Genomic DNA, 18,735 nt, shown 5'->3' with positions numbered 1-18,735 from the left:
ATTTTAATCTGATGCTTTAAATAATTGTGACTGATAAAATATAATAGGGAATAGCCATTCCGTTTTTTATGAATATTCTTTTTTGAGCCTTTTATCCAGTATAAATGGTACAAATGGAAGTACTGAACCTATTAGATACAATATGATTCTTTTTAAACTCCACCTGTATTTTATTGCGGATAACAGAAGAGCTATCAGAAATATAATAAACAAAACTCCATGGATCCATCCAAAATATTTCACCCCTTCCGGTATATTAAAAAAGTATTTTAAAGGCATTGCAATGAAGAGCAGAATCAGATATGAAAGCCCTTCGATTAAAGCTATTTTACGATATATGATGATCATCTGAATAATTATATTGTCAAAAGATTATTTTTTGGTACTAATATACTTTAATCTACCATTTAAAGCTCTAACAAAATCTAAATTAATTATAACAGAACAATAAATATAGCATGTGTAGTTATAACATATTGAAGAAGACTTAATAAATAGTTATAATTGGTGCATTAAACTATATCATCGCCTAGATAATATCCATGACATAGTTTTGGATTCAATATTTTGATAAATGATTTTTTAAAAAGATAGCGTAATCATCAAGTTGCGCTGTTTTTTTGTAACTTTGCAGACGTTAATTTTTATAAGAAAATTTATAATCAACAAATGAAAAAGCAGACGATTAAAGAAATCCTACAGGATTACAAGAAAGTATTACATCATGACATTACGGTTTACGGTTGGGTAAGAACATTCCGCGCCAATCGCTTTATAGCACTAAATGATGGTTCTACGATTAATAATTTGCAGATTGTTGTTGATTTTGAAAATTTCGATGAAGAGGTTATCAGTAAAATCAGTACAGCTGCTTCATTAAAGGTAGTAGGTGAAGTTGTAGAAAGCCAGGGAGCCGGACAGAACGTAGAGATTGTAGCCAAAAAAATTATTATTTTAGGAGATAACTTTACAGAAGACAGAGATAAAACAATTCTTCAGCCTAAAAAACACTCTTTGGAAGTTCTGAGAGACCAGGCCCATTTAAGATTCAGAACGAATTTATTCGGAGCTGTTTTCAGAGTGCGTCATGCTGTTAGCTTTGCAGTGCATTCATTCTTTAACAAAAACCAGTTCTTCTATATCAATACACCGGTAATCACAGGAGCTGATGCAGAAGGAGCGGGAGAAATGTTTGGGGTAACGAACTTTGACCTGAACAATATCCCTAAAACTGAAACAGGCGAAATTGATTTTGCACAGGATTTCTTCGGAAAGAAAACCAACCTTACGGTTTCCGGACAGCTTGAGGGAGAAACTGCAGCAATGGGATTGGGCAGAATTTATACATTCGGACCTACTTTCCGTGCTGAAAATTCAAACACGACAAGACACCTTGCCGAATTCTGGATGATAGAACCGGAAGTGGCTTTTAACAACCTTGAAGACAATATTGACCTGGCGGAAGATTTCTTAAAATATGTGATCCAGTATGTTCTGGACAATTGTAAAGATGATCTTGAGTTCCTGGACAAACGTTTTGAGGAAGAGCAGAAAGGAAAACCTGAAAAAGACAGAGCAAAAGAAGGGCTTATCGAGAAACTTCAGAATGTTATATCGAAACGTTTCAAGCGTGTAAGTTATACTGAAGCAATTGAGATCCTGATGAACTCAAAAGAAAATAAAAAAGGGAAATTCCAGTATCCGGTTGAAAACTGGGGAACGGATCTTCAGTCTGAACATGAAAGATACCTGGTTGAAAAACACTTTGAAAGCCCGGTAGTATTGTTCGACTATCCTAAAGAGATCAAAGCCTTTTATATGAAGCTGAACGATGACAATAAGACCGTTGCTGCAATGGACGTTCTTTTCCCAGGTATCGGGGAAATCATCGGAGGATCGGAAAGAGAAGCCAGATTGGATGTGCTGAAGCAGAAAATGGCAGATATGCATGTAGACGAGCACGAGCTTTGGTGGTACCTGGATACCCGAAAATTCGGTTCTGTACCACATGCAGGCTTCGGTTTGGGACTAGAAAGGCTCGTTCTTTTTGTAACAGGAATGACCAACATCAGAGATGTGATTCCTTTTCCTAGAACGCCGAAAAGCGCTGAATTCTAGATACATAAAAAAGCCTTAATATAAAAATTAAGGCTTTTTTTATTTTCTAATAGTTTATTATGTTAATAAGTTAATGCAAAAATCATGCTAAATTCGTTTTTTGTCGAATTAATTTATTAAATTCGTAGATATCTTATGTTAAAACACAAAGACTAATATGCTTAAACAACACTTACAACTCAAATTAGGACAGAAGCTGGCACCTCAGCAGATTCAGTTGATGAAGCTTATTCAGCTTCATACACTGGAATTTGAAGAGGAGCTGGAAAGAGAGCTAGAGGAGAATCCTGCTTTGGAAATTGTTAAGGAAGATCCTAAAGAAGATGAATACTCTTCTCTTGAAGATGCTTATCAGGATGAAGGAACAGAAAGTATTCAAACAGATTTTGACGTCAACGAGTATATTTACGATGACGAACCTAGCTATAAAACTGCATCAAGCAACTATTCTCCGGACGATGAAGAATTCGACAACGAAAGTCTTCTCACCGAAGGACAGTCCTTGTACGACTATCTGCTGGAGCAGATCCATTTGGTCAATATCAATGAAGAAGATGAGAAGATTGCTGAATATGTGATTGGAAATTTAGATACCGATGGATATTTAAGAAGAGAAATTAAAGCTATTGTAGATGATCTTGCTTTCTCCCAGGGAATTTATACTACCAAGGAAAAAGTGGAAGATATTCTGGAAAATTATATTCAGAAGCTTGATCCGCCAGGAGTAGGAGCAAGAGGCCTTCAGGAATGTCTGCTGCTTCAGATCGAGAAAAAAGTAAGCTCTGACAAAGCGGTCTCTCTGGCAGCCAATATTTTAAGATATCAGTTCGATGCACTTACTAATAAGCATTACAACAAGATTATCCAGAAATATGATATTGAGGAGGATGACCTTAAAGATGCCTTGGACGAGATTTCCAAACTTTCACCAAAAGTAGGAGGAAACTTTGATACGCAGACGATCACCATTAATCAGGAAATTATTCCGGATTTTGTGGTCCAGGTAAAAGATGGAATGGTAATTCCGATGCTCAACAGTAAAAATGCGCCGACTCTAAGAGTTTCTGAAGAATATAAAGATATTTTAACTACCTATTCGCACGATAAAAACTCTTCTGAGCATAAACAGGCGGCGTTATTCATCAAACAGAAATTAGATGCTGCAAAATGGTATATAGATGCTATTAACCAGCGTCAGAATACCCTGTTGCAAACGATTACAGCTATCGTAAAATTTCAGAAGGATTATTTTATTACAGGTGACGAAAAATCACTGAGACCGATGATCCTGAAAGACATTGCTGATATTACCGGATTTGATATTTCTACCATTTCGAGAGTAGTAAAAAGTAAATATGCCGATACCTCGAACGGAATTGTTTATCTTAAAGATCTTTTCTCTGACAGTCTGACCAATGATGACGGTGAAGAAGTTTCTACCAAAGAAATCAAGACTCATCTTCAGGAAGTGATTGGAAAGGAAAATAAAAGAAAACCCCTTACAGATGACGCGTTGGTAGTGATGCTGAAAGAACAAGGCTATAATATTGCCAGAAGAACGATCGCCAAATACCGTGAACAGCTCAATATTCCGGTAGCAAGATTAAGAAAAGAACTTTAATAAGTTTTCTATACATAAGTAAAGCCCAGTATTTCTGGGCTTTTTTGTTTTTAAAGTGAAAATATGCTCGATCTGCGAGATATTTTAACGCAAAGTTTTATTATACATTTTCCTTAGGAACGCTGTTTCAATTTATCCAGTTCCAGCTCTTTTATAGAAATCTCCCGCATTTCCACTTTTCTTATTTTTCCGGATATCGTCATCGGGAATTCATCCACAAATTTCCAGTATTTCGGAACTTTATAATGAGCAATTCTTCCCTGGCAGTATTCTAAGAGCTCAGTTTCCGATACCTCAAATCCTTTCCTGACTTTTACCCAGGCCATTACTTCTTCCCCAAATTTTTCACTCGGAACCCCGATAATCTGTACGTCCAGTATGTTCGGATAGGTGTATAGGAAATCTTCAACTTCTTTAGGGGAAATGTTTTCACCTCCGCGAATAATCAAGTCCTTTATTCTTCCGGAGATTGTAATATAGCCCTCATCGTCCATGACAGCCATATCGCCGGTATGCATCCACCGGGCATCATCCAGTACTTTCTTTGTGTTTTCCGGATCATTCCAGTATTTCAGCATTACGGAATAGCCTCTCGTACACAATTCGCCTTGTTCACCACGGGCTACGGTCCTTCCGTTTTCATCAATAATCTTTATTTCAAGATGGTCCTGTACGGTTCCTACGGTACTGACCTGTTTTTTCAATGGTGTTCCTATCAGTGTCTGTGTAGAAACCGGAGAAGTTTCCGTCATTCCGTAACAGATACTCATTTCTTTAATATTCATAAGGTTTTCCACCTTTTTCATAATTTCAGGAGGGCATACGGAGCCAGCCATGACACCGGTTCTTAAGTTTGAGAAATCATAGGTATCAAAGTCCTTAACAGCCAGTTCTGCAATAAACATTGTCGGAACTCCGTATAAAGAGGTACATTTTTCTTCAGAAACTGTTTTTAAGGTAATTTCAGGATTAAAGCTGTCATTAGGGATCACCATACATGCACCGTGAGCTGTACAGCATATATTTCCGATCACCATTCCAAAGCAATGATAAAAAGGTACAGGAATACAGACACGGTCTTTTTCCGAATATTTTAAGCGGATGCCGATAAAATATCCGTTATTTAAAATATTGTGATGGGAAAGAGTGACGCCTTTTGGGAAGCCTGTAGTTCCGGAAGTATATTGAATATTTACGGGGTCATCAAACTGTACATGCTCCTCAAAGCTGTGAAGCGTATCATCCGAAATATCCTGTCCGTTGTTTAAAAAATGTTCCCAGTTGTCATCAAAGAAAATCTCATGTTCCAGGCTGGGACAGACCTCCTTCGCATATTCTACCATTTCCTTGTAATTGCTCGTTTTAAAGCTTAAAGAAGAAAACATAAACCGGATTCCGGATTGATTGATCACATAGGTAAGCTCGTGAGTTCTGTAGGCAGGATTAATATTCACCAGTATGGTTCCTATCCGGGCCGTAGCATATTGAAGAAGAACCCATTCATAACGGTTCGAGGACCAGATCCCGATCCGGTCTCCTGCTTTGGCGCCTAAGAATATTAAAGCTTTTGCAACAGCAGTGGTCTGATTATAAAATTCCTGATAGGTAGCTCTGTAATTCTGATGAACACAGACTAAGGCTTCCTGGTTTGAGTATTTTTCAACAGTCTTTTTTAGATTTCCCCCGATGGTTTGTCCCAGTAATGGTATGGCGGAAGCTCCATAGACATAAGATAATGGCATAGTTTAAGATTTGGTGGAAGTAAAATTAATGAAAAATCTTTAAATGATGCCTGCTTATGCTAATTTTCCTGAGATTCTATGTCTTTAAGCTGTTTCAGATTTTTGTCCAGTTTTCTGATGATAATTCCGTACACAAGTCTGTAATAGAGCCAGATCAGCAGGACGCATAATACTGTACTCACAATAATTCCGATAATAACAATAATAAGATTGGAATTATCCGGCCGTACATTTTGGGAATTTAAAACATAGAAAATAAATGCAGTGAATACAAATGTAAAAGCTACCAGCAACGCAATGCTGATCAGGATAAAAGCATTAACGGTTTTCTTGAACTTAATGATCCGTATAATAAGGTCTTTGAGATTTTCTTCGATCTTTATTTTGCGGTAATTCTGATAAAACTTTAGAACGAAGTAGGCGGTGATTAAAAGACTTATAATTTTTATAGCTAAATAAGCATGGTCAAAATTAGTCTCTATTTCAGGGGACTTCTGAGCTCCCAGTTTTTCTAAGATTTTACGGAAGCTATCCGATTCCTCGCCCTGAAAGAAATAAAATAATCCCAGAACGGAAAAGAATAAGAATTCTGCCACACTGATCCAGAAAATATACTTCACATAATTACGTGATTTTCTGTTCAACATCTGCAGGATTTCACTGCTGTCGTATTTCGGCTGAACAGGTTGCTCTTGCCATGTTTTCTTAAAACTGTCTAAATCAAAATCAGGCATATTTTTGCATCTGTTCTTTAAGGGTTTTCTTTAATCTGTTCATTTTCACACGTGCGTTAACTTCGGTAATCCCGAGGTTTTCTGCAATATCCTTATAAGGCAGGTCATCAAGATACATCATTACAATTGCTCTTTCTACATTGGGAAGTGTTTTGATCACAGTATACAGAAGCGATATCTGCTGCTGCTTTTCGTCGTCGTCCTCTACAAAATCTCTGTGATTGATATCCAATTCATTCGTAAGAAGGCTTTTGCTTTTTTTTCTGAAAAGAGTAATGGCTGTATTAAGCGCTACGCGATACATCCACGTAGAAATTTTAGAATTTCCTTTAAAAGAATCATAGCTTCTCCAAAGCTGCAGTACGATCTCCTGAAACAGATCTTCTTCATCTTCAAGAGAATTGGTGTACAAACGCGAAACTTTAATAATCAGGCCCTGATTATCCTTAATAAGCTGCGCAAATTCTTTTTCTCTGGAAGTCATAGATATATAATGGCACGAAGATAATAATAATGCGGTAATTTGTTGATATGTGATGGTATAATTTGTTAATTTGGAAAGCCACTCCATTTTAAGATTTCAAACTGAGCTATTTCTAAAATTCTCAATTGTCGAAATTATCGCGTATCTTTGCAACCGCGAGAAAATCGGCTTGTTGATTCCTGTTTCGGCAGGGGTAGGAAAGTCCGGACACCATAGAGCAGCAAAGCGGATAACATCCGTCACCCGTGAGGGTAGGACAAGTGCAACAGAAAGCAGGTACAGTTCGGCTGTAGTGAAACCAGGTAAACTCTTTGCGGTGCAATGATAAGTATATCGGTTCTTTTCAGAAATGAAAATAGGGGCGGCTCGTCCTGAAAGCCGAGGGGTAATCAGCTCAAGTTTTGCAGCAATGTAAGACGCAGATAAATAACAGGCACTTCCTTCGGAAGAACAAAATCCGGCTTACAGATTTTCTCGTGATTTTTTAGAAAGTTATATTCAATGATAAATAAAGCGGAGACTGTACTCCGCTTTTGTTATTAAAGACATATCAAACTTTCTTTTGACGTATTATTTATTACTATTCAGCTGTGATAACCTTCCTGATTATTCATTTTCCAGTGTTTTTTTAGCCTCACTAAGTTCCAACCTCTCCTTGTCCCCAAGTTGTGGATATTTCAGATCCATCTTCTCCAGAGTATCAATAATAATCTGTATAGCGGCCACTCTTGCAAACCATTTATTATCTGCCGGAAGCACATACCAAGGCGCATGATCCTTTGAAGTTTCATTAATAGCAGTTTCATAAGCTTCCATATATTTTGGGAAAAGTGCCCTTTCAGGGAGATCTGCAGCAGAAAATTTCCAGTTTTTTTCCTGCTCATTGATTCTGTCCAGAAGCCTTTTCTTTTGCTCGTCCTTAGAAACATTTAAAAATATCTTCACAATAGTAGTTCCGTTCTGTGCCAGGTGCTGTTCGAAATTTCGGATACTTTCATACCTGTTTTCCCAGAACCTTGCATCGAAATCCTTTACCGAAGACCATGTTTTTTCGCTGAGGTTATATTCAGGATGAACCTTGCATACCAGAACACTCTCATAATGAGATCTGTTGAAAATACCAATCATTCCTTTCTGTGGAAGAGCCAGATAATGTCTCCATAGAAAATCGTGGGAATATTCCTTTGAACTTGGAGCTTTAAAGCTGGTAACGCTGCAGCCCTGCGGATTTACACCCCCGAAAACATGCTCTATCAGACTGTCTTTTCCCGCTGCATCCATTGCCTGAAGGATCACAAGCAGGGATTTGCTGCCATCAGCATAAAGTTTTTCCTGCAATTCACGAAGTTTTTCCTTTTCTGCGATTAACAACTGCCCGCCTTCTTCTTTTGTGAGCTTTCCTTTATATTCTGTTGAAATTTTTTTTATCGAAACCTTTCCCTTTACCAGGAAGTCATCTGAAAAATTGGTATCCATACTTTTAATATTAAATGATTGAAAATTGAAATATTTAAAGATTGAGAAATTAAGAAATATCATTAATTAATATCTAACTTCTAAAATCTAATATCTTATTTAAATGTAATAAAAAAACCGTCTCCAAATGAAGACGGTTCCTTTATTTTTTTAGTAGAGATTACTTCGCTGCTGTTTTTTTAGCAAGTTTAGCTGCTTTCTTTTCAGCTTTTGCTGCTGCTTTCTGCTCTTCAGCTGTTAAAGGCTTTGGTTCAGGAGCATTAGGGTCTACATTACCTTTGATGTAGATTACGCTTCTGCTGTTAGCAGGGTCATTAGAGAAAACTTCGATCATCTTATTAAAAGGTCCGTTAAGAGTAGTGTTATATCCCACTTTAATCTTAGCAGATTTTCCAGGCATGATAGGATCCTGGCTGAACTCAGGGGTAGTACATCCACAAGAAGGTTTTACATTAGAAAGGATCAAAGGTTTGTCACCTGTATTCGTTACTGTAAAGAATCTTGTACCGTCAGCACTTGGCTTGATAGTACCATAGTCAAAAGTAGTTTTGTCAAACGTAATCGTTTGTGCAGAGGCCAATGCAAACGTTCCAAATAATGCAATTCCTGCAATTAAATTTTTCATATTCTTGAATGTTAATATGTTTGTTAGATAAATTTCAAGAAACAAAGTTAAAAATTATTTTAATTCATACTTAAAATTTTTTTTCTTTAGACTATTTTTGCAAATTGTAAGCAAAAGAAATAGAATTTTATGCAGATTTCAGAAAAGTACAATCCACAGGAAACTGAACAGAAATGGTACAACTTCTGGATGGAAAACAAATTTTTCCATTCGGAGCCTAATGAGAAACCACCATATACTGTGGTAATTCCTCCGCCAAACGTAACGGGGATATTACACATGGGACATATGCTGAACAATACCATTCAAGATGTTCTCGTCCGCCGTGCAAGAATGCAAGGCTTTAATGCCTGCTGGATTCCGGGCACAGACCACGCTTCAATTGCCACTGAAGCCAAAGTTGTTGCCAAACTGAAGTCTGAAGGGATCAGCAAATCAGATATTACCCGGGAAGAATTCTTAAAGCATGCCTGGGAATGGACCGATAAGTATGGAGGAACCATTCTGGAACAGCTGAAAAAGCTGGGATGTTCGTGCGACTGGGACAGAACCCGTTTCACGATGGAAGAGAAACTTTCCCAACAGGTAATCAAAAGCTTTGTAGACCTGTATAATAAAGGACTGATTTACAGAGGCTACAGAATGGTTAACTGGGATCCGGAAGCCAAGACCAATATTTCTGATGAAGAAGTAATATTTAAAGAACAGAACGGGAAATTATATTTCCTTAAATATAAAATAGAAGGCTCGGAAGAATTTCTTTCCGTAGCAACAACACGTCCTGAGACTATTTTCGGGGATACTGCGGTATGCATCAATCCTAATGACGAAAGATACGCTCATCTGAAAGGGAAAAATGTAATCGTACCGATCGTTGACAGAGTGATTCCTATCATCGAAGACGAATATGTAGATATTGAATTCGGAACCGGAGCGTTGAAAATTACGCCTGCCCATGATACCAATGACTATGAAATCGGGCAGAAGCATCAATTGAAAATGATCGATGCTTTGGATGATGATGGAAATCTTAACGAGCACGGTTTACATTATGCAGGTAAAAACAGGTTTGAGGTAAGAAAGCAGATTGCAAAAGAATTACAGGAAAAAGGTCTTTTACTGAAAGCCGAAGATTACGTAAATAAGGTAGGGACTTCAGAAAGAACAGGAGCGGTTATTGAACCTAAAGTTTCTGTTCAGTGGTTCTTAAAAATGTCTGAAATTGCTAAACCTGCCTTGGATGTAGTAATGGAAGATGAGGTGAAGTTCTATCCTGAAAAGTTCAAAAATACCTATAAGCACTGGATGGAAAACATCCGCGACTGGAATATTTCCCGTCAGCTTTGGTGGGGACAGCAGATTCCGGCATTCTACTACGGAGATGGAGAAAATGATTTTGTGGTTGCAGAGACTAAAGAAGAAGCTTTAGAATTGGCAAAACAAAAAACAGGAAAACAGGAATTAACTCTTGAAGGTCTGAAACAGGACGAAGATGCTCTTGATACCTGGTTCTCATCATGGTTATGGCCAATGTCCGTATTCGACGGTCTGCTTGATCCTGTAAATAAAGATATCAACTATTATTATCCAACTTCTGACCTGGTTACAGGCCCGGATATTATTTTCTTCTGGGTAGCCAGAATGATCATGGCCGGACTGGAATACAGAAAAGAAGTTCCGTTCAAAAATGTATATTTTACAGGTATTGTAAGAGATAAGCAGAGAAGAAAGATGTCAAAATCTTTAGGAAACTCTCCGGATCCGCTTGAATTGATGGATAAATATGGTGCAGATGGAGTTCGTGTAGGAATCCTATTGAGTTCTGCAGCAGGAAATGATCTTCTTTTTGACGAGGATCTGATGCTTCAGGGAAGAAACTTTATGACGAAAATCTGGAGTGCATTCCGTTTAACACAAGGATGGAACAGAGAAGATAAACCATTGAACGATTCAGATAAAAATGCAATCGAATGGTTTGAACATAAATTAAATAAAACAATCGGTGAGATTGAGCAGCAGTTTGAGAAATTCAGAATTTCTGATGCTTTACACCTGATCTATAAACTAATTTGGGATGATTTCTGTGGATGGTACCTTGAAGCGGTGAAACCAAACTATGGGGAAGGAGTTTCTGAAGAAGTGTATCAGACAACAATAGCCTTCTTTGAAGAGCTGATGAAACTTGTTCATCCGTTTATGCCGTTCCAGTCTGAAGAAATCTGGCAGCTTATCTCAGAGAGAAGCATTGAAGAAGCTTTAATTATTGCTCAGCAGAAGAAAGCCGGAGCATTTAATGAAGAGATTATTAAAAACTTCGAAACTGCTGAAGAGATCATTTCCGGAATCAGAAACTACCGTCAGACCAAAGGGATTTCTCCTAAAGAAGCTGTTGAGGTTTATACAAGTGCCTCAAGCTTTGAAAATGAAGCGGTGATTAGAAAGCTGGCCAATGTTACTGAAATTCATTTCGGAGCAAAGACAGATAAGCCTAGCTTTACATTCCTTGTTAGTGCAACAGAAGTTTCTATTCCTTTGAGTGAGAATTTAGATTTGGGTGAAGAGAAAAAGAAAACAGAAGAAGAATTGAAATATTTAAAAGGATTCTTAATTTCTGTTGATAAGAAGCTTTCCAATGAAAAGTTTGTAGCTAACGCTAAACCTGAAGTTGTAGAAGTAGAGCGCCAGAAGCAGAAAGATGCTCAGGATAAGATTGCTATTTTAGAAGAGAAGCTGAAAAGTTTGTAAATTTAAAAGATAGACAGTAAGTTTGTCGGAATGTCAGGCTGAGCGGAGTCGAAGCCTGATATCTTAAAATGAAACAATATTTTGTATATATTTTAAAATGTTCCGACGGCTCTTATTATACAGGAGTTACCAATGATATTGAAGCCAGATTGGCTCAGCATCAGTCTGGAAAATTTCCTGAAAGCTATACACACAAAAGAAGACCTGTAGAATTGGTCTTCTTTTGTGAATTTAATGACATTATGCAGGCTATTTTATTTGAAAAACAAGTGAAAGGATGGAGCCGAAAGAAAAAAGAAGCGATTATAAATGATAACTGGGAACAGTTAAAAGAATTATCTGCTTGTAAAAACAAAAGTCATTCGGATAATTTGGAGCAAGATCAAAAAGGCTTCGACTCCGCTCAGCCTGACAGTGTAAACAACAAAAATTAAAATGACACACATAGAAAACATAAAAAAACTATTCTCAAGAAACTTCGTGGAAAGTCCTTTACTGGAAAGCTTCGAAGTGGGGAAACTCTATCTTTCCAGTGGGAAGCTCGTTGCCTGTGATCCCTTGATCACTAATGACATGCTGCCTTTCACGACAGAATTTCCAAAAGGAAATTTCTCTGTTTTACTGCATAAAGAAAGAGAAAGCAACTGTGTCGCGTATGCGGAAGTTATTTTCAGCAGTACGGAAATTACAGATTGGAAAATGGCAGTTACCGAAGGGCAGGATACCAGAGATCTTGCTGAAGAAGAAGTTTTTGGATACCCTGTAGAAAGTGGGATGGGATGCCTTATGGATGTAGATACGCAGAACAACCTTAACGAACTTGAAAAGAGATTGTATCATAGCAAAGGTGCAGATTTCATGGGAATCTATGAAGAGTTTTTCCATGAGTATTTCTTTGATGAGAAAGGGGCTATAGATCAGTATGCATTTCTGAAACCGACTGACGGGCATCCGGGAACAATTTTTGCCTTTGAAACAGGATACGGAGAGGGTTTTTATGCCAGCTATATCGCATATGATAACGAGCAGAAGCCTGTAAAGATAATTACCGAATTTATTGAAATAAGTTAATTAAATTAGTTATTTTTGAAACCTAGTTTTCTGAAGTATTATTTAAACTAAGATAAAAACACCAATGAAATTCTCATCAGAACAACCCAAAATTATTGTAGTAGGCAGCTCATCAATTGATCTCGTTTTAGAAACTGAAAAAATTCCTCAATCCAATGAAACTGTTTTGGCCGTCAATTCAGACAGTTATTTTGGCGGAAAAGGAGCCAATCAGGCGGTGGGCACCGCAAGGCTGGGAGCCAGTGTCTATTTTATAGGATGTGTGGGGATGGATCCTCTTGGCCAGCAGATTATGAGGAATCTCGTAGGTGAAGGTGTAAATGTAGGCTTTGTCCATGAAACCGATATGGAATCTACGGGTACAGCATATGTGACTACCAGCCACGGAAATGCAGCTATTGTAGTGGTTCCTGCAGCTAATAAACGTCTCAGCATTCAGCATGTGGAAGATGCGGACCGCTATTTTAACAGTGTAGATCTTGTTCTCGTTCAGCTTGAAGTGGCCATGGAGGTCGTAGAATATGCGATCAGAAAAGCTAAAAAATATGGAAAAAAAGTAGGCCTTTATGCTTCGCCGGCGATGAGAATCAATGAAGGAATTATAGAAAATGTAGATTTTATTGTGACAAAAAGCAGCGAACTGCATACTGTTTTCGGTGAAGATAAAAGAGAAGAAATACTAAAAAAATATTTCAATAAGGTTTTTGTAAGGGACGATACCAATTCGACAGTCTATTTTGACGGAACGGAAATGAAATACTATAGAAATGATAAAGACGAGACCGTTTACAAAATGGGGATGGGAGATGCCTTTACTTCAGGATTCGCTGTAGCGCTCTGCCACGGAAATTCTATCGAGGATTGTGTAAAATTCGGTAATGAAGTTTCTTCAAGGGTTTCCGGAGGAAAAGGTTCACAGACAGGGCTTCCCAGAATGTCAGATTTTCTTTCCTAAAGCTATTTGCCACATATCGAAACTTGCAAACTTAACATAAAAATATAAGTAAAATCTCCACTTTTATAGTGGATTTTTTCTTTTTATAATATGGAAAAACTGGAACTCATTACAAAAGACCATATACCTTTGGCTGTTCATCTTTTCAGACCTGGAAAAAGCAACGGAAAATTGCTTCTGATCAATTCTGCAACTGGGGTGAAGCAGCAGGTGTATTTCTCATTTGCCCATTTCTTCTCCGAACAAGGATTTACGGTCATTGCTTATGATTATAGAGGAATAGGACTGTCAAAACCAAAAAATATGAAAGGTTTTAAGGGCTCCATGAGAATCTGGGGTTCTGAAGATTATAAAGCGCTGACCCAATATATTAAAACAGAATTCCCGGAATATAAAAAGTACTGTCTGGGACATTCGGTAGGAGCATTGATTCTTGGTATGAATGAGGATTCCATGATGTTTGATGAATTTATTTTTGTAGGAACGCAGAATGCATTTGTCGGAAACCTGAAGCTCAGGACCAAAGTGGAAGCTTATCTCGGCTTTGGAATTGTTCAGCCACTAACCACCGGATTATTAGGCTATTTCCCTGCAAACTGGTTCGGACTTGGAGAAAGTCTTCCAAAAAATTGCGCATATGACTGGAGAACCTTAATTTTAAACAGGAAATCAACCAACAGGCTGTTGGAGAAAATTGATGACTATTCTAAAGATTTGACACAAAAAGTGTTTGTGATCCGCGCAGAAGACGATGTATGGCTGACTGAAAAAGGGGTTTTGAGCCTTTTAAACGATACATATCCCAACCTAAAACCTTCCTACAGGCTGGTTAAAACCTCCGAATCTGACAAAAAGGAGATCGGGCACGTCAATTTTTTTAGAAGTTATAACAAAAATCTCTGGAATATTATTTTAAACGAATTGGCAGATACATGAAAAGTACGATTGAAAACACCGTAGAATTTGTAAAAGAAAAATTAAAAGGAGCCGAGGCCGGACACGACTGGTATCACATTGAAAGAGTATGGAAGCTGTCGAGAAAAATAGCTGCAGCAGAAGACTGTAATCAGGAAGTTGTGGAACTTTCCGCATTGCTGCATGATATTGCAGATCCAAAGTTTCACAACGGAGATGAAACCATAGCTCCTAAAATAGCAAGGGAATTTCTGGAAGGTCAGCAGGTTTCTGAAGAGGTGATAGAAAAAGTTTTATTTATCATTAAAAATATTTCGTTTAAAAACAGGGGCGAAGTTCCGGATGAACTGCCGATTGAACTTAAGATCGTACAGGATGCAGACCGTATAGATGCGATAGGTGCTATTGGAATTGGAAGGACGTTCAACTTTGGAGGCTTTAAAAATAATCCGATGTATGACCCGGAAGTTCAGCCAAGTCTGAATATGTCTAAAGATGAATATAAAAAGTCTAACGGAACAACGATTAATCATTTCTATGAAAAGCTTCTGCTTTTAAAAGACCTGATGAATACTGAGAAAGGGAAGGAGATCGCTCAGCAAAGACATGATTATATGCTGGGATTCCTGGACCAGTTCTACAAAGAATGGAATGTAGATTAACATTCCTCTGAAAAATCTTAAATCAGTATCTTTGCAGTATGGTATTTATCATTTTTGTTATCTTCTGGGCTTGTGTCCTTTCTTTGGTTTTGTTTAAAGTAAAATCAGGAAGGGTGGCAAAATGGGCGAAACTGTTCCGTATCCTTACACTGGTTTTTTCAATTTCAACGTTTACGTATTGGTTCATCAAAAAAAGTGCGGTAAGCTTTGTAGATAATTCAGTTGGACTGCAGGTAGTCAATAAGCTTCCACAGACTTTGGATTTTTATCTGATCAAAGTGGATACGGCTAAAATCCAAAATTTGGAACCTAAACATATCGGGAAAATACGTCCGGAATATTACAGGATAGAATATCTTAAAATGGACCAATCCGACGAATACTGGATCATAGGCTATCTGGGTAAAAAAAACATGGTCTATTTCTCCCAGCATGCCGTTCCGAACAAAAATATCGACCAGATTGTGGAAGTCCAGAACTACATCAATCAGAGTGTAAAACTTTCAGAAGCTGCAAAAAAACAGGTAGAGACCTATAACTACGAAAATGCAAAGCTGGGAATTTGGGTATCCTTAGACTTTCTGCTTCTTTTCCTGAACCTCGTACTTTTGTTAAGAAAAAATCAAATAAGCAATGAGTAATTATTGGTTTAAAAAATTACTCATTACTTATTATATTATGGATAATCCAGAATCTGCATGACCTGTTCCTTAAATTCTTCAGGACAATTTTTGATTAGCTTATCTTTATTCTGTTTACTGATCTGGTGAGGTTCCAGCCATTCAGTCCGGTTGGCACTCAGGCTGTGATTATCGTAGAGTCTTTTTATTTTATGGTCTTCATAAAATGTATATTCATCACCGAGCCACGTACTGGCAATACTTATTGTGCAAATTTCTTTTTCCATGACATTTTGTTTTTTAGGTACTGTGTTGCATGATGAGCATCAGTAAATCCTAATTTACTAATTTTTTTCAACAAAAACAGTTTTTTTTGTTGAATCTGGAAAATGAATGTATTTTAGTTAAAACAGTGTTCCGTTATTATCGGTAGCCATTTGTGGAATATGAAGATCGGTTTTCCATTCCTCATTCATCTTCTTAATAAAATAGGCTGAAAGAAGTGGAGAAGCTTTTTCAATATTCTGATGGACAAAAAAGTATACATTCTGCAGACCCTCTTTTTTCCACTTAGTCAGATGTTTCATCCAGTCGTCCAGTCTTTCATAATCGCTTTCGGCATTGGCACCTACATAGCGGATAAAAGCGTTGGGAGTAGTGAGACGCATATGGAGCATATCTCTTCTTCCTGCAGTATCCACGATAATATTGGTGATGTTATTGGCTTCAAAAAGCTCACAGGTTGTGTTGAAAATCTCTTCATCAGTAAACCATTCCGTGTTGCGGAGTTCAATGGCAAGAGGAACTTCCTTCGGCCAGTCTTTTACAAATTTTTCCAGCCTGTCATAATCTTTAGGCTTAAAATTATCATGCAGCTGCAGAAAAGCCATGCCCAGCTTTTGGTCAAAATTCATAATCGCTGATGCAAAGCTGGTTACCGGTTCAGTAACATCGATCAGCCTTCGGAAATGTGAAACAGTATTAGTAATCTTGGGGAAAAACTTAAAATTTTCAGGGGTTTTCTCTTTCCAGACTGCAACCTGTTCAGGGGTAGGCATTCCGTAAAAAGTAGCATTCAGTTCAATAGAATTAAACTGTTTGGCGTAATAGGTCAATTCGTCCTTGGTTCCTTTAGGATAAAACCCTTTAAGATCGGTTTTGTTCCATTTTGCACATCCGATGGAAATATTTTCCAGCCCTTTTTTATTCTGACTTAAAATTTCCTTAGTTCTGGAATGGTCTTTAGGAAGAGTGAAATCTATTTTTGAAGGATCTTCTACTTGTCCGAATTTCATATTTTTTGATATTTAAGGATTAAACTGCTTAAACAAATATAAAACAAAAACCATAGAATTTCTATGGTTTTGTAATGCCTTTTATAATTGAATATTATTGTTTTATTTTACCCCTTGTGTTACCATTCTGTTCGAAATGACAGAATAGATACAGCCTGTGGTCTTTAAATTGACAGTGATAGTAGCCGGAGTAGACCGGTAAGCCGTATCACCGTAAGGTTCAATGATCTTGCCGTTTGAATCTTTTAGAGTCCTTCCTTTTACTGTATAAGTCATCGTTGCTGTTCCTGTAAATCCACTTGAAGGATTGAAGGTAACGATACCTGTTGCTTTATTATAAGTCCACGTTCCCTGTGGAGTTACTTTTTTACGGTACAGCGTAAGATCTGTATCACTGTTTTTCGTAAAACTGAACGTCGAATAGTCGATATTAGAACTGCTTCCTGTTGGTGGAGTTGTAACACTGATAGGACCTTTGTAAGCTATATCATTAGTGAAGACCGGAATAGTAACCGGCTGAAACTTACAGGTGGAAGCCACATCGTTATTAGTTACAGCTGCATAGGGAAGGGTAAGCTTCACGTTTCGGATAATATGCTGCTGAAAAGCTGCTCCTGTAGCTGCTGCAAAGCCCAGCTTCAAAAAAGACGGAACAGTTGCATTCAGAGTTTGAGGCGTGGGAGTTCCTTCCGTATCAGAAGTATTAAAGTCAGTTGTTTGCGGATTTGCATTCTCAGTATAAGGGACTGAAGTTTTGTAATGATAATAGTTGATCACATTCACAGGTGTTCCATTTTGTGTAGTCTGAATATCCACCTTTATATCAAATCCGTCCGTTGTAGTTGGAGTTGTAAAATGTGGGATCAGATCAAGATATACTTTCCTGAATTCTCCTGCATTATTCCTAAGATCAAATACAGAGGCAAGTGAATTGGAGGTAGCCAGATAGCTTCTGTCAGCTTGAAGGATTCTTCCTACCGCACCAGTGTTACTTAAGGTAGAGCGGGTAACCAATACGGGATATCCCGTATATCCTAAGCCTAAACCATTGGCATTAATGGCTGCTCCTCTTGCCCCTCTTAAAGTGACATGGCTTGTTGCCTGCCCCCACGTTACTCCTGAAATACCGTTTACTCTGGATTCACCCTGAAAACGTTTATTTTTGAAATTCCCGAATTCATCCAGTGCAATACCCAGGTAAGCACCTGATAAACCTTCTTTTCTTTGACTTGCATAGGTGTTTTGTGCTCTGTTATAGGAATATCCAAGACCGGCACCCGGTGCTCCAATGATGGGACTTGTTACAGCTCCGTCATAAAGGAAAAAAGATAAACCGTCTCCATAAGTACCACCAAGCGGTGTTCCATTTTTCATGTCATATTCAAATTCAACATGAAGCCCGTTTACCGAAGTAAAAGTCCTTCCGTTGATAAACAATCCTCCAAACTGCCCTGAGCTGGCGGGAGTAAGCTGTACTCCTGTAGAAGTATGGGAGGCACTTCCCTGTATCGAAAGTTCTGATGCTGAAGATGCATTCATTAACGAACTTGAATAGGAATAGAACCCGTAAATACTTGCTGTTTCAGTACTGTCTGTCTGTGCATACACGAAGTTGGTAAGCAGGGTGAAAACAAGGCTCATCAAAGATAGCCCTTTAAAAGTGTGTTTCATA

The 18,735-nt window shown here is 37.9% G+C and carries 18 protein-coding genes and 1 other RNA gene; 10 read left to right on the top strand and 9 right to left on the bottom strand.

Annotation, left to right across the window (positions count from 1 at the left end):
- Positions 1–66: 66 nt before the first annotated feature.
- The gene (locus tag ACMGDK_RS12155; RefSeq protein ID WP_436808200.1) at positions 67–348 is read right to left on the bottom strand and encodes a DUF3817 domain-containing protein; all 282 of its coding nucleotides are present in this window, start codon (positions 346–348) and stop codon (positions 67–69) included.
- A gap of 321 nt (positions 349–669) precedes the next feature.
- On the opposite strand from ACMGDK_RS12155, the gene asnS reads away from it, so the two are divergent.
- Together asnS and rpoN are read left to right on the top strand one after the other, a co-directional pair.
- The gene (asnS, locus tag ACMGDK_RS12150; protein ID WP_436808199.1) at positions 670–2,118 is read left to right on the top strand and encodes an asparagine--tRNA ligase; all 1,449 of its coding nucleotides are present in this window, start codon (positions 670–672) and stop codon (positions 2,116–2,118) included.
- A gap of 157 nt (positions 2,119–2,275) precedes the next feature.
- Positions 2,276–3,739, top strand: coding sequence for an RNA polymerase factor sigma-54 (gene rpoN, locus ACMGDK_RS12145; protein WP_436808198.1), 1,464 nt, complete (start codon positions 2,276–2,278; stop codon positions 3,737–3,739).
- A 113-nt stretch (positions 3,740–3,852) separates the two neighbouring features.
- On the opposite strand, the gene ACMGDK_RS12140 is transcribed toward rpoN, so the two are convergent.
- Genes ACMGDK_RS12140 through ACMGDK_RS12130 form a run of 3 tightly spaced genes read right to left on the bottom strand, consistent with a single transcriptional unit; the run spans position 3,853 to position 6,699 of the window.
- Positions 3,853–5,481: an AMP-binding protein gene (locus tag ACMGDK_RS12140; RefSeq protein WP_436808197.1), complete on the bottom strand. Its 1,629-nt coding sequence runs from the start codon at positions 5,479–5,481 to the stop codon at positions 3,853–3,855.
- A 59-nt stretch (positions 5,482–5,540) separates the two neighbouring features.
- On the bottom strand, positions 5,541–6,215 hold the full coding sequence (locus tag ACMGDK_RS12135; protein WP_436808196.1) for a DUF8845 family protein: 675 nt from the start codon (positions 6,213–6,215) through the stop codon (positions 5,541–5,543).
- Positions 6,208–6,699, bottom strand: coding sequence for an RNA polymerase sigma factor (locus tag ACMGDK_RS12130; RefSeq protein ID WP_034706592.1), 492 nt, complete (start codon positions 6,697–6,699; stop codon positions 6,208–6,210). The genes ACMGDK_RS12135 and ACMGDK_RS12130 overlap by 8 nt, the downstream gene beginning before the upstream one ends.
- A gap of 156 nt (positions 6,700–6,855) precedes the next feature.
- Here ACMGDK_RS12130 and rnpB point away from each other — a divergent pair.
- Positions 6,856–7,180: RNase P RNA component class A (gene rnpB / locus ACMGDK_RS12125), an RNA gene on the top strand.
- Positions 7,181–7,305: 125 nt separating this feature from the next.
- On the opposite strand, the gene ACMGDK_RS12120 is transcribed toward rnpB, so the two are convergent.
- Entirely contained in the window at positions 7,306–8,175 is an 870-nt protein-coding gene (locus ACMGDK_RS12120) for a polyphosphate kinase 2 family protein (protein ID WP_436808195.1), read from the bottom strand.
- A 160-nt stretch (positions 8,176–8,335) separates the two neighbouring features.
- A complete protein-coding gene (locus tag ACMGDK_RS12115; protein WP_436808194.1) occupies positions 8,336–8,800 on the bottom strand; it encodes a DUF1573 domain-containing protein in 465 nt (154 codons plus the stop codon).
- A 129-nt stretch (positions 8,801–8,929) separates the two neighbouring features.
- On the opposite strand from ACMGDK_RS12115, the gene ACMGDK_RS12110 reads away from it, so the two are divergent.
- From ACMGDK_RS12110 to ACMGDK_RS12080, 7 genes are all read left to right on the top strand, one after another.
- Entirely contained in the window at positions 8,930–11,545 is a 2,616-nt protein-coding gene (locus ACMGDK_RS12110) for a valine--tRNA ligase (RefSeq protein WP_436808193.1), read from the top strand.
- 68 nt (positions 11,546–11,613) lie between these two features.
- Positions 11,614–11,979: a GIY-YIG nuclease family protein gene (locus ACMGDK_RS12105; protein ID WP_436808192.1), complete on the top strand. Its 366-nt coding sequence runs from the start codon at positions 11,614–11,616 to the stop codon at positions 11,977–11,979.
- Between the two features lies 1 nt (position 11,980).
- Positions 11,981–12,616 (top strand): DUF4241 domain-containing protein, encoded by a 636-nt coding sequence (locus ACMGDK_RS12100; RefSeq protein ID WP_436808191.1) that lies wholly within the window; start codon positions 11,981–11,983, stop codon positions 12,614–12,616.
- 64 nt (positions 12,617–12,680) lie between these two features.
- The gene (locus tag ACMGDK_RS12095; RefSeq protein WP_436808190.1) at positions 12,681–13,571 is read left to right on the top strand and encodes a ribokinase; all 891 of its coding nucleotides are present in this window, start codon (positions 12,681–12,683) and stop codon (positions 13,569–13,571) included.
- 90 nt (positions 13,572–13,661) lie between these two features.
- A complete protein-coding gene (locus ACMGDK_RS12090; protein ID WP_436808189.1) occupies positions 13,662–14,507 on the top strand; it encodes an alpha/beta hydrolase family protein in 846 nt (281 codons plus the stop codon).
- Entirely contained in the window at positions 14,504–15,148 is a 645-nt protein-coding gene (locus ACMGDK_RS12085) for an HD domain-containing protein (RefSeq protein ID WP_436808188.1), read from the top strand. The genes ACMGDK_RS12090 and ACMGDK_RS12085 overlap by 4 nt, the downstream gene beginning before the upstream one ends.
- 38 nt (positions 15,149–15,186) lie before the next feature.
- Positions 15,187–15,789 (top strand): hypothetical protein, encoded by a 603-nt coding sequence (locus ACMGDK_RS12080; RefSeq protein WP_436808187.1) that lies wholly within the window; start codon positions 15,187–15,189, stop codon positions 15,787–15,789.
- A 35-nt stretch (positions 15,790–15,824) separates the two neighbouring features.
- Here the strand turns inward: ACMGDK_RS12080 and ACMGDK_RS12075 are convergent, their stop codons facing one another.
- The 3 genes from ACMGDK_RS12075 to ACMGDK_RS12065 form a co-directional block, all read right to left on the bottom strand.
- Positions 15,825–16,055 carry a hypothetical protein gene (locus ACMGDK_RS12075; RefSeq protein ID WP_436808186.1) on the bottom strand — a complete coding sequence of 77 codons (231 nt, stop codon included), beginning with the start codon at positions 16,053–16,055 and terminating at the stop codon, positions 15,825–15,827.
- Between the two features lie 117 nt (positions 16,056–16,172).
- Complete coding sequence (locus ACMGDK_RS12070; protein WP_436808185.1) at positions 16,173–17,063, bottom strand: DUF72 domain-containing protein; 891 nt, start codon at positions 17,061–17,063, stop codon at positions 16,173–16,175.
- Between the two features lie 102 nt (positions 17,064–17,165).
- The gene (locus ACMGDK_RS12065; protein ID WP_436808184.1) at positions 17,166–18,734 is read right to left on the bottom strand and encodes a hypothetical protein; all 1,569 of its coding nucleotides are present in this window, start codon (positions 18,732–18,734) and stop codon (positions 17,166–17,168) included.
- Position 18,735 lies beyond the last annotated feature (1 nt).

It is taken from the genome of Chryseobacterium hilariae (assembly GCF_051400735.1).
Lineage (GTDB): Bacteria > Bacteroidota > Bacteroidia > Flavobacteriales > Weeksellaceae > Chryseobacterium.
This window is presented reverse-complemented; position numbering and strand designations above follow the sequence as displayed.

Bases quoted from the DNA above. Each gene is read 5' to 3' on its own strand.
- ACMGDK_RS12095 (WP_436808190.1), top strand. From the start codon at position 12,681: ATGAAATTCTCATCAGAACAACCCAAAATTATTGTAGTAGGCAGCTCA.
- ACMGDK_RS12075 (WP_436808186.1), bottom strand. From the start codon at position 16,055: ATGGAAAAAGAAATTTGCACAATAAGTATTGCCAGTACGTGGCTCGGT.
- ACMGDK_RS12100 (WP_436808191.1), top strand. From the start codon at position 11,981: ATGACACACATAGAAAACATAAAAAAACTATTCTCAAGAAACTTCGTG.
- ACMGDK_RS12135 (WP_436808196.1), bottom strand. From the start codon at position 6,215: ATGCCTGATTTTGATTTAGACAGTTTTAAGAAAACATGGCAAGAGCAA.
- ACMGDK_RS12130 (WP_034706592.1), bottom strand. From the start codon at position 6,699: ATGACTTCCAGAGAAAAAGAATTTGCGCAGCTTATTAAGGATAATCAG.
- ACMGDK_RS12065 (WP_436808184.1), bottom strand. From the start codon at position 18,734: ATGAAACACACTTTTAAAGGGCTATCTTTGATGAGCCTTGTTTTCACC.
- ACMGDK_RS12085 (WP_436808188.1), top strand. From the start codon at position 14,504: ATGAAAAGTACGATTGAAAACACCGTAGAATTTGTAAAAGAAAAATTA.
- ACMGDK_RS12105 (WP_436808192.1), top strand. From the start codon at position 11,614: ATGAAACAATATTTTGTATATATTTTAAAATGTTCCGACGGCTCTTAT.
- ACMGDK_RS12110 (WP_436808193.1), top strand. From the start codon at position 8,930: ATGCAGATTTCAGAAAAGTACAATCCACAGGAAACTGAACAGAAATGG.
- ACMGDK_RS12155 (WP_436808200.1), bottom strand. From the start codon at position 348: ATGATCATCATATATCGTAAAATAGCTTTAATCGAAGGGCTTTCATAT.
- rpoN (WP_436808198.1), top strand. From the start codon at position 2,276: ATGCTTAAACAACACTTACAACTCAAATTAGGACAGAAGCTGGCACCT.
- ACMGDK_RS12115 (WP_436808194.1), bottom strand. From the start codon at position 8,800: ATGAAAAATTTAATTGCAGGAATTGCATTATTTGGAACGTTTGCATTG.
- ACMGDK_RS12090 (WP_436808189.1), top strand. From the start codon at position 13,662: ATGGAAAAACTGGAACTCATTACAAAAGACCATATACCTTTGGCTGTT.
- ACMGDK_RS12080 (WP_436808187.1), top strand. From the start codon at position 15,187: ATGGTATTTATCATTTTTGTTATCTTCTGGGCTTGTGTCCTTTCTTTG.
- ACMGDK_RS12070 (WP_436808185.1), bottom strand. From the start codon at position 17,063: ATGAAATTCGGACAAGTAGAAGATCCTTCAAAAATAGATTTCACTCTT.
- ACMGDK_RS12120 (WP_436808195.1), bottom strand. From the start codon at position 8,175: ATGGATACCAATTTTTCAGATGACTTCCTGGTAAAGGGAAAGGTTTCG.
- ACMGDK_RS12140 (WP_436808197.1), bottom strand. From the start codon at position 5,481: ATGCCATTATCTTATGTCTATGGAGCTTCCGCCATACCATTACTGGGA.
- asnS (WP_436808199.1), top strand. From the start codon at position 670: ATGAAAAAGCAGACGATTAAAGAAATCCTACAGGATTACAAGAAAGTA.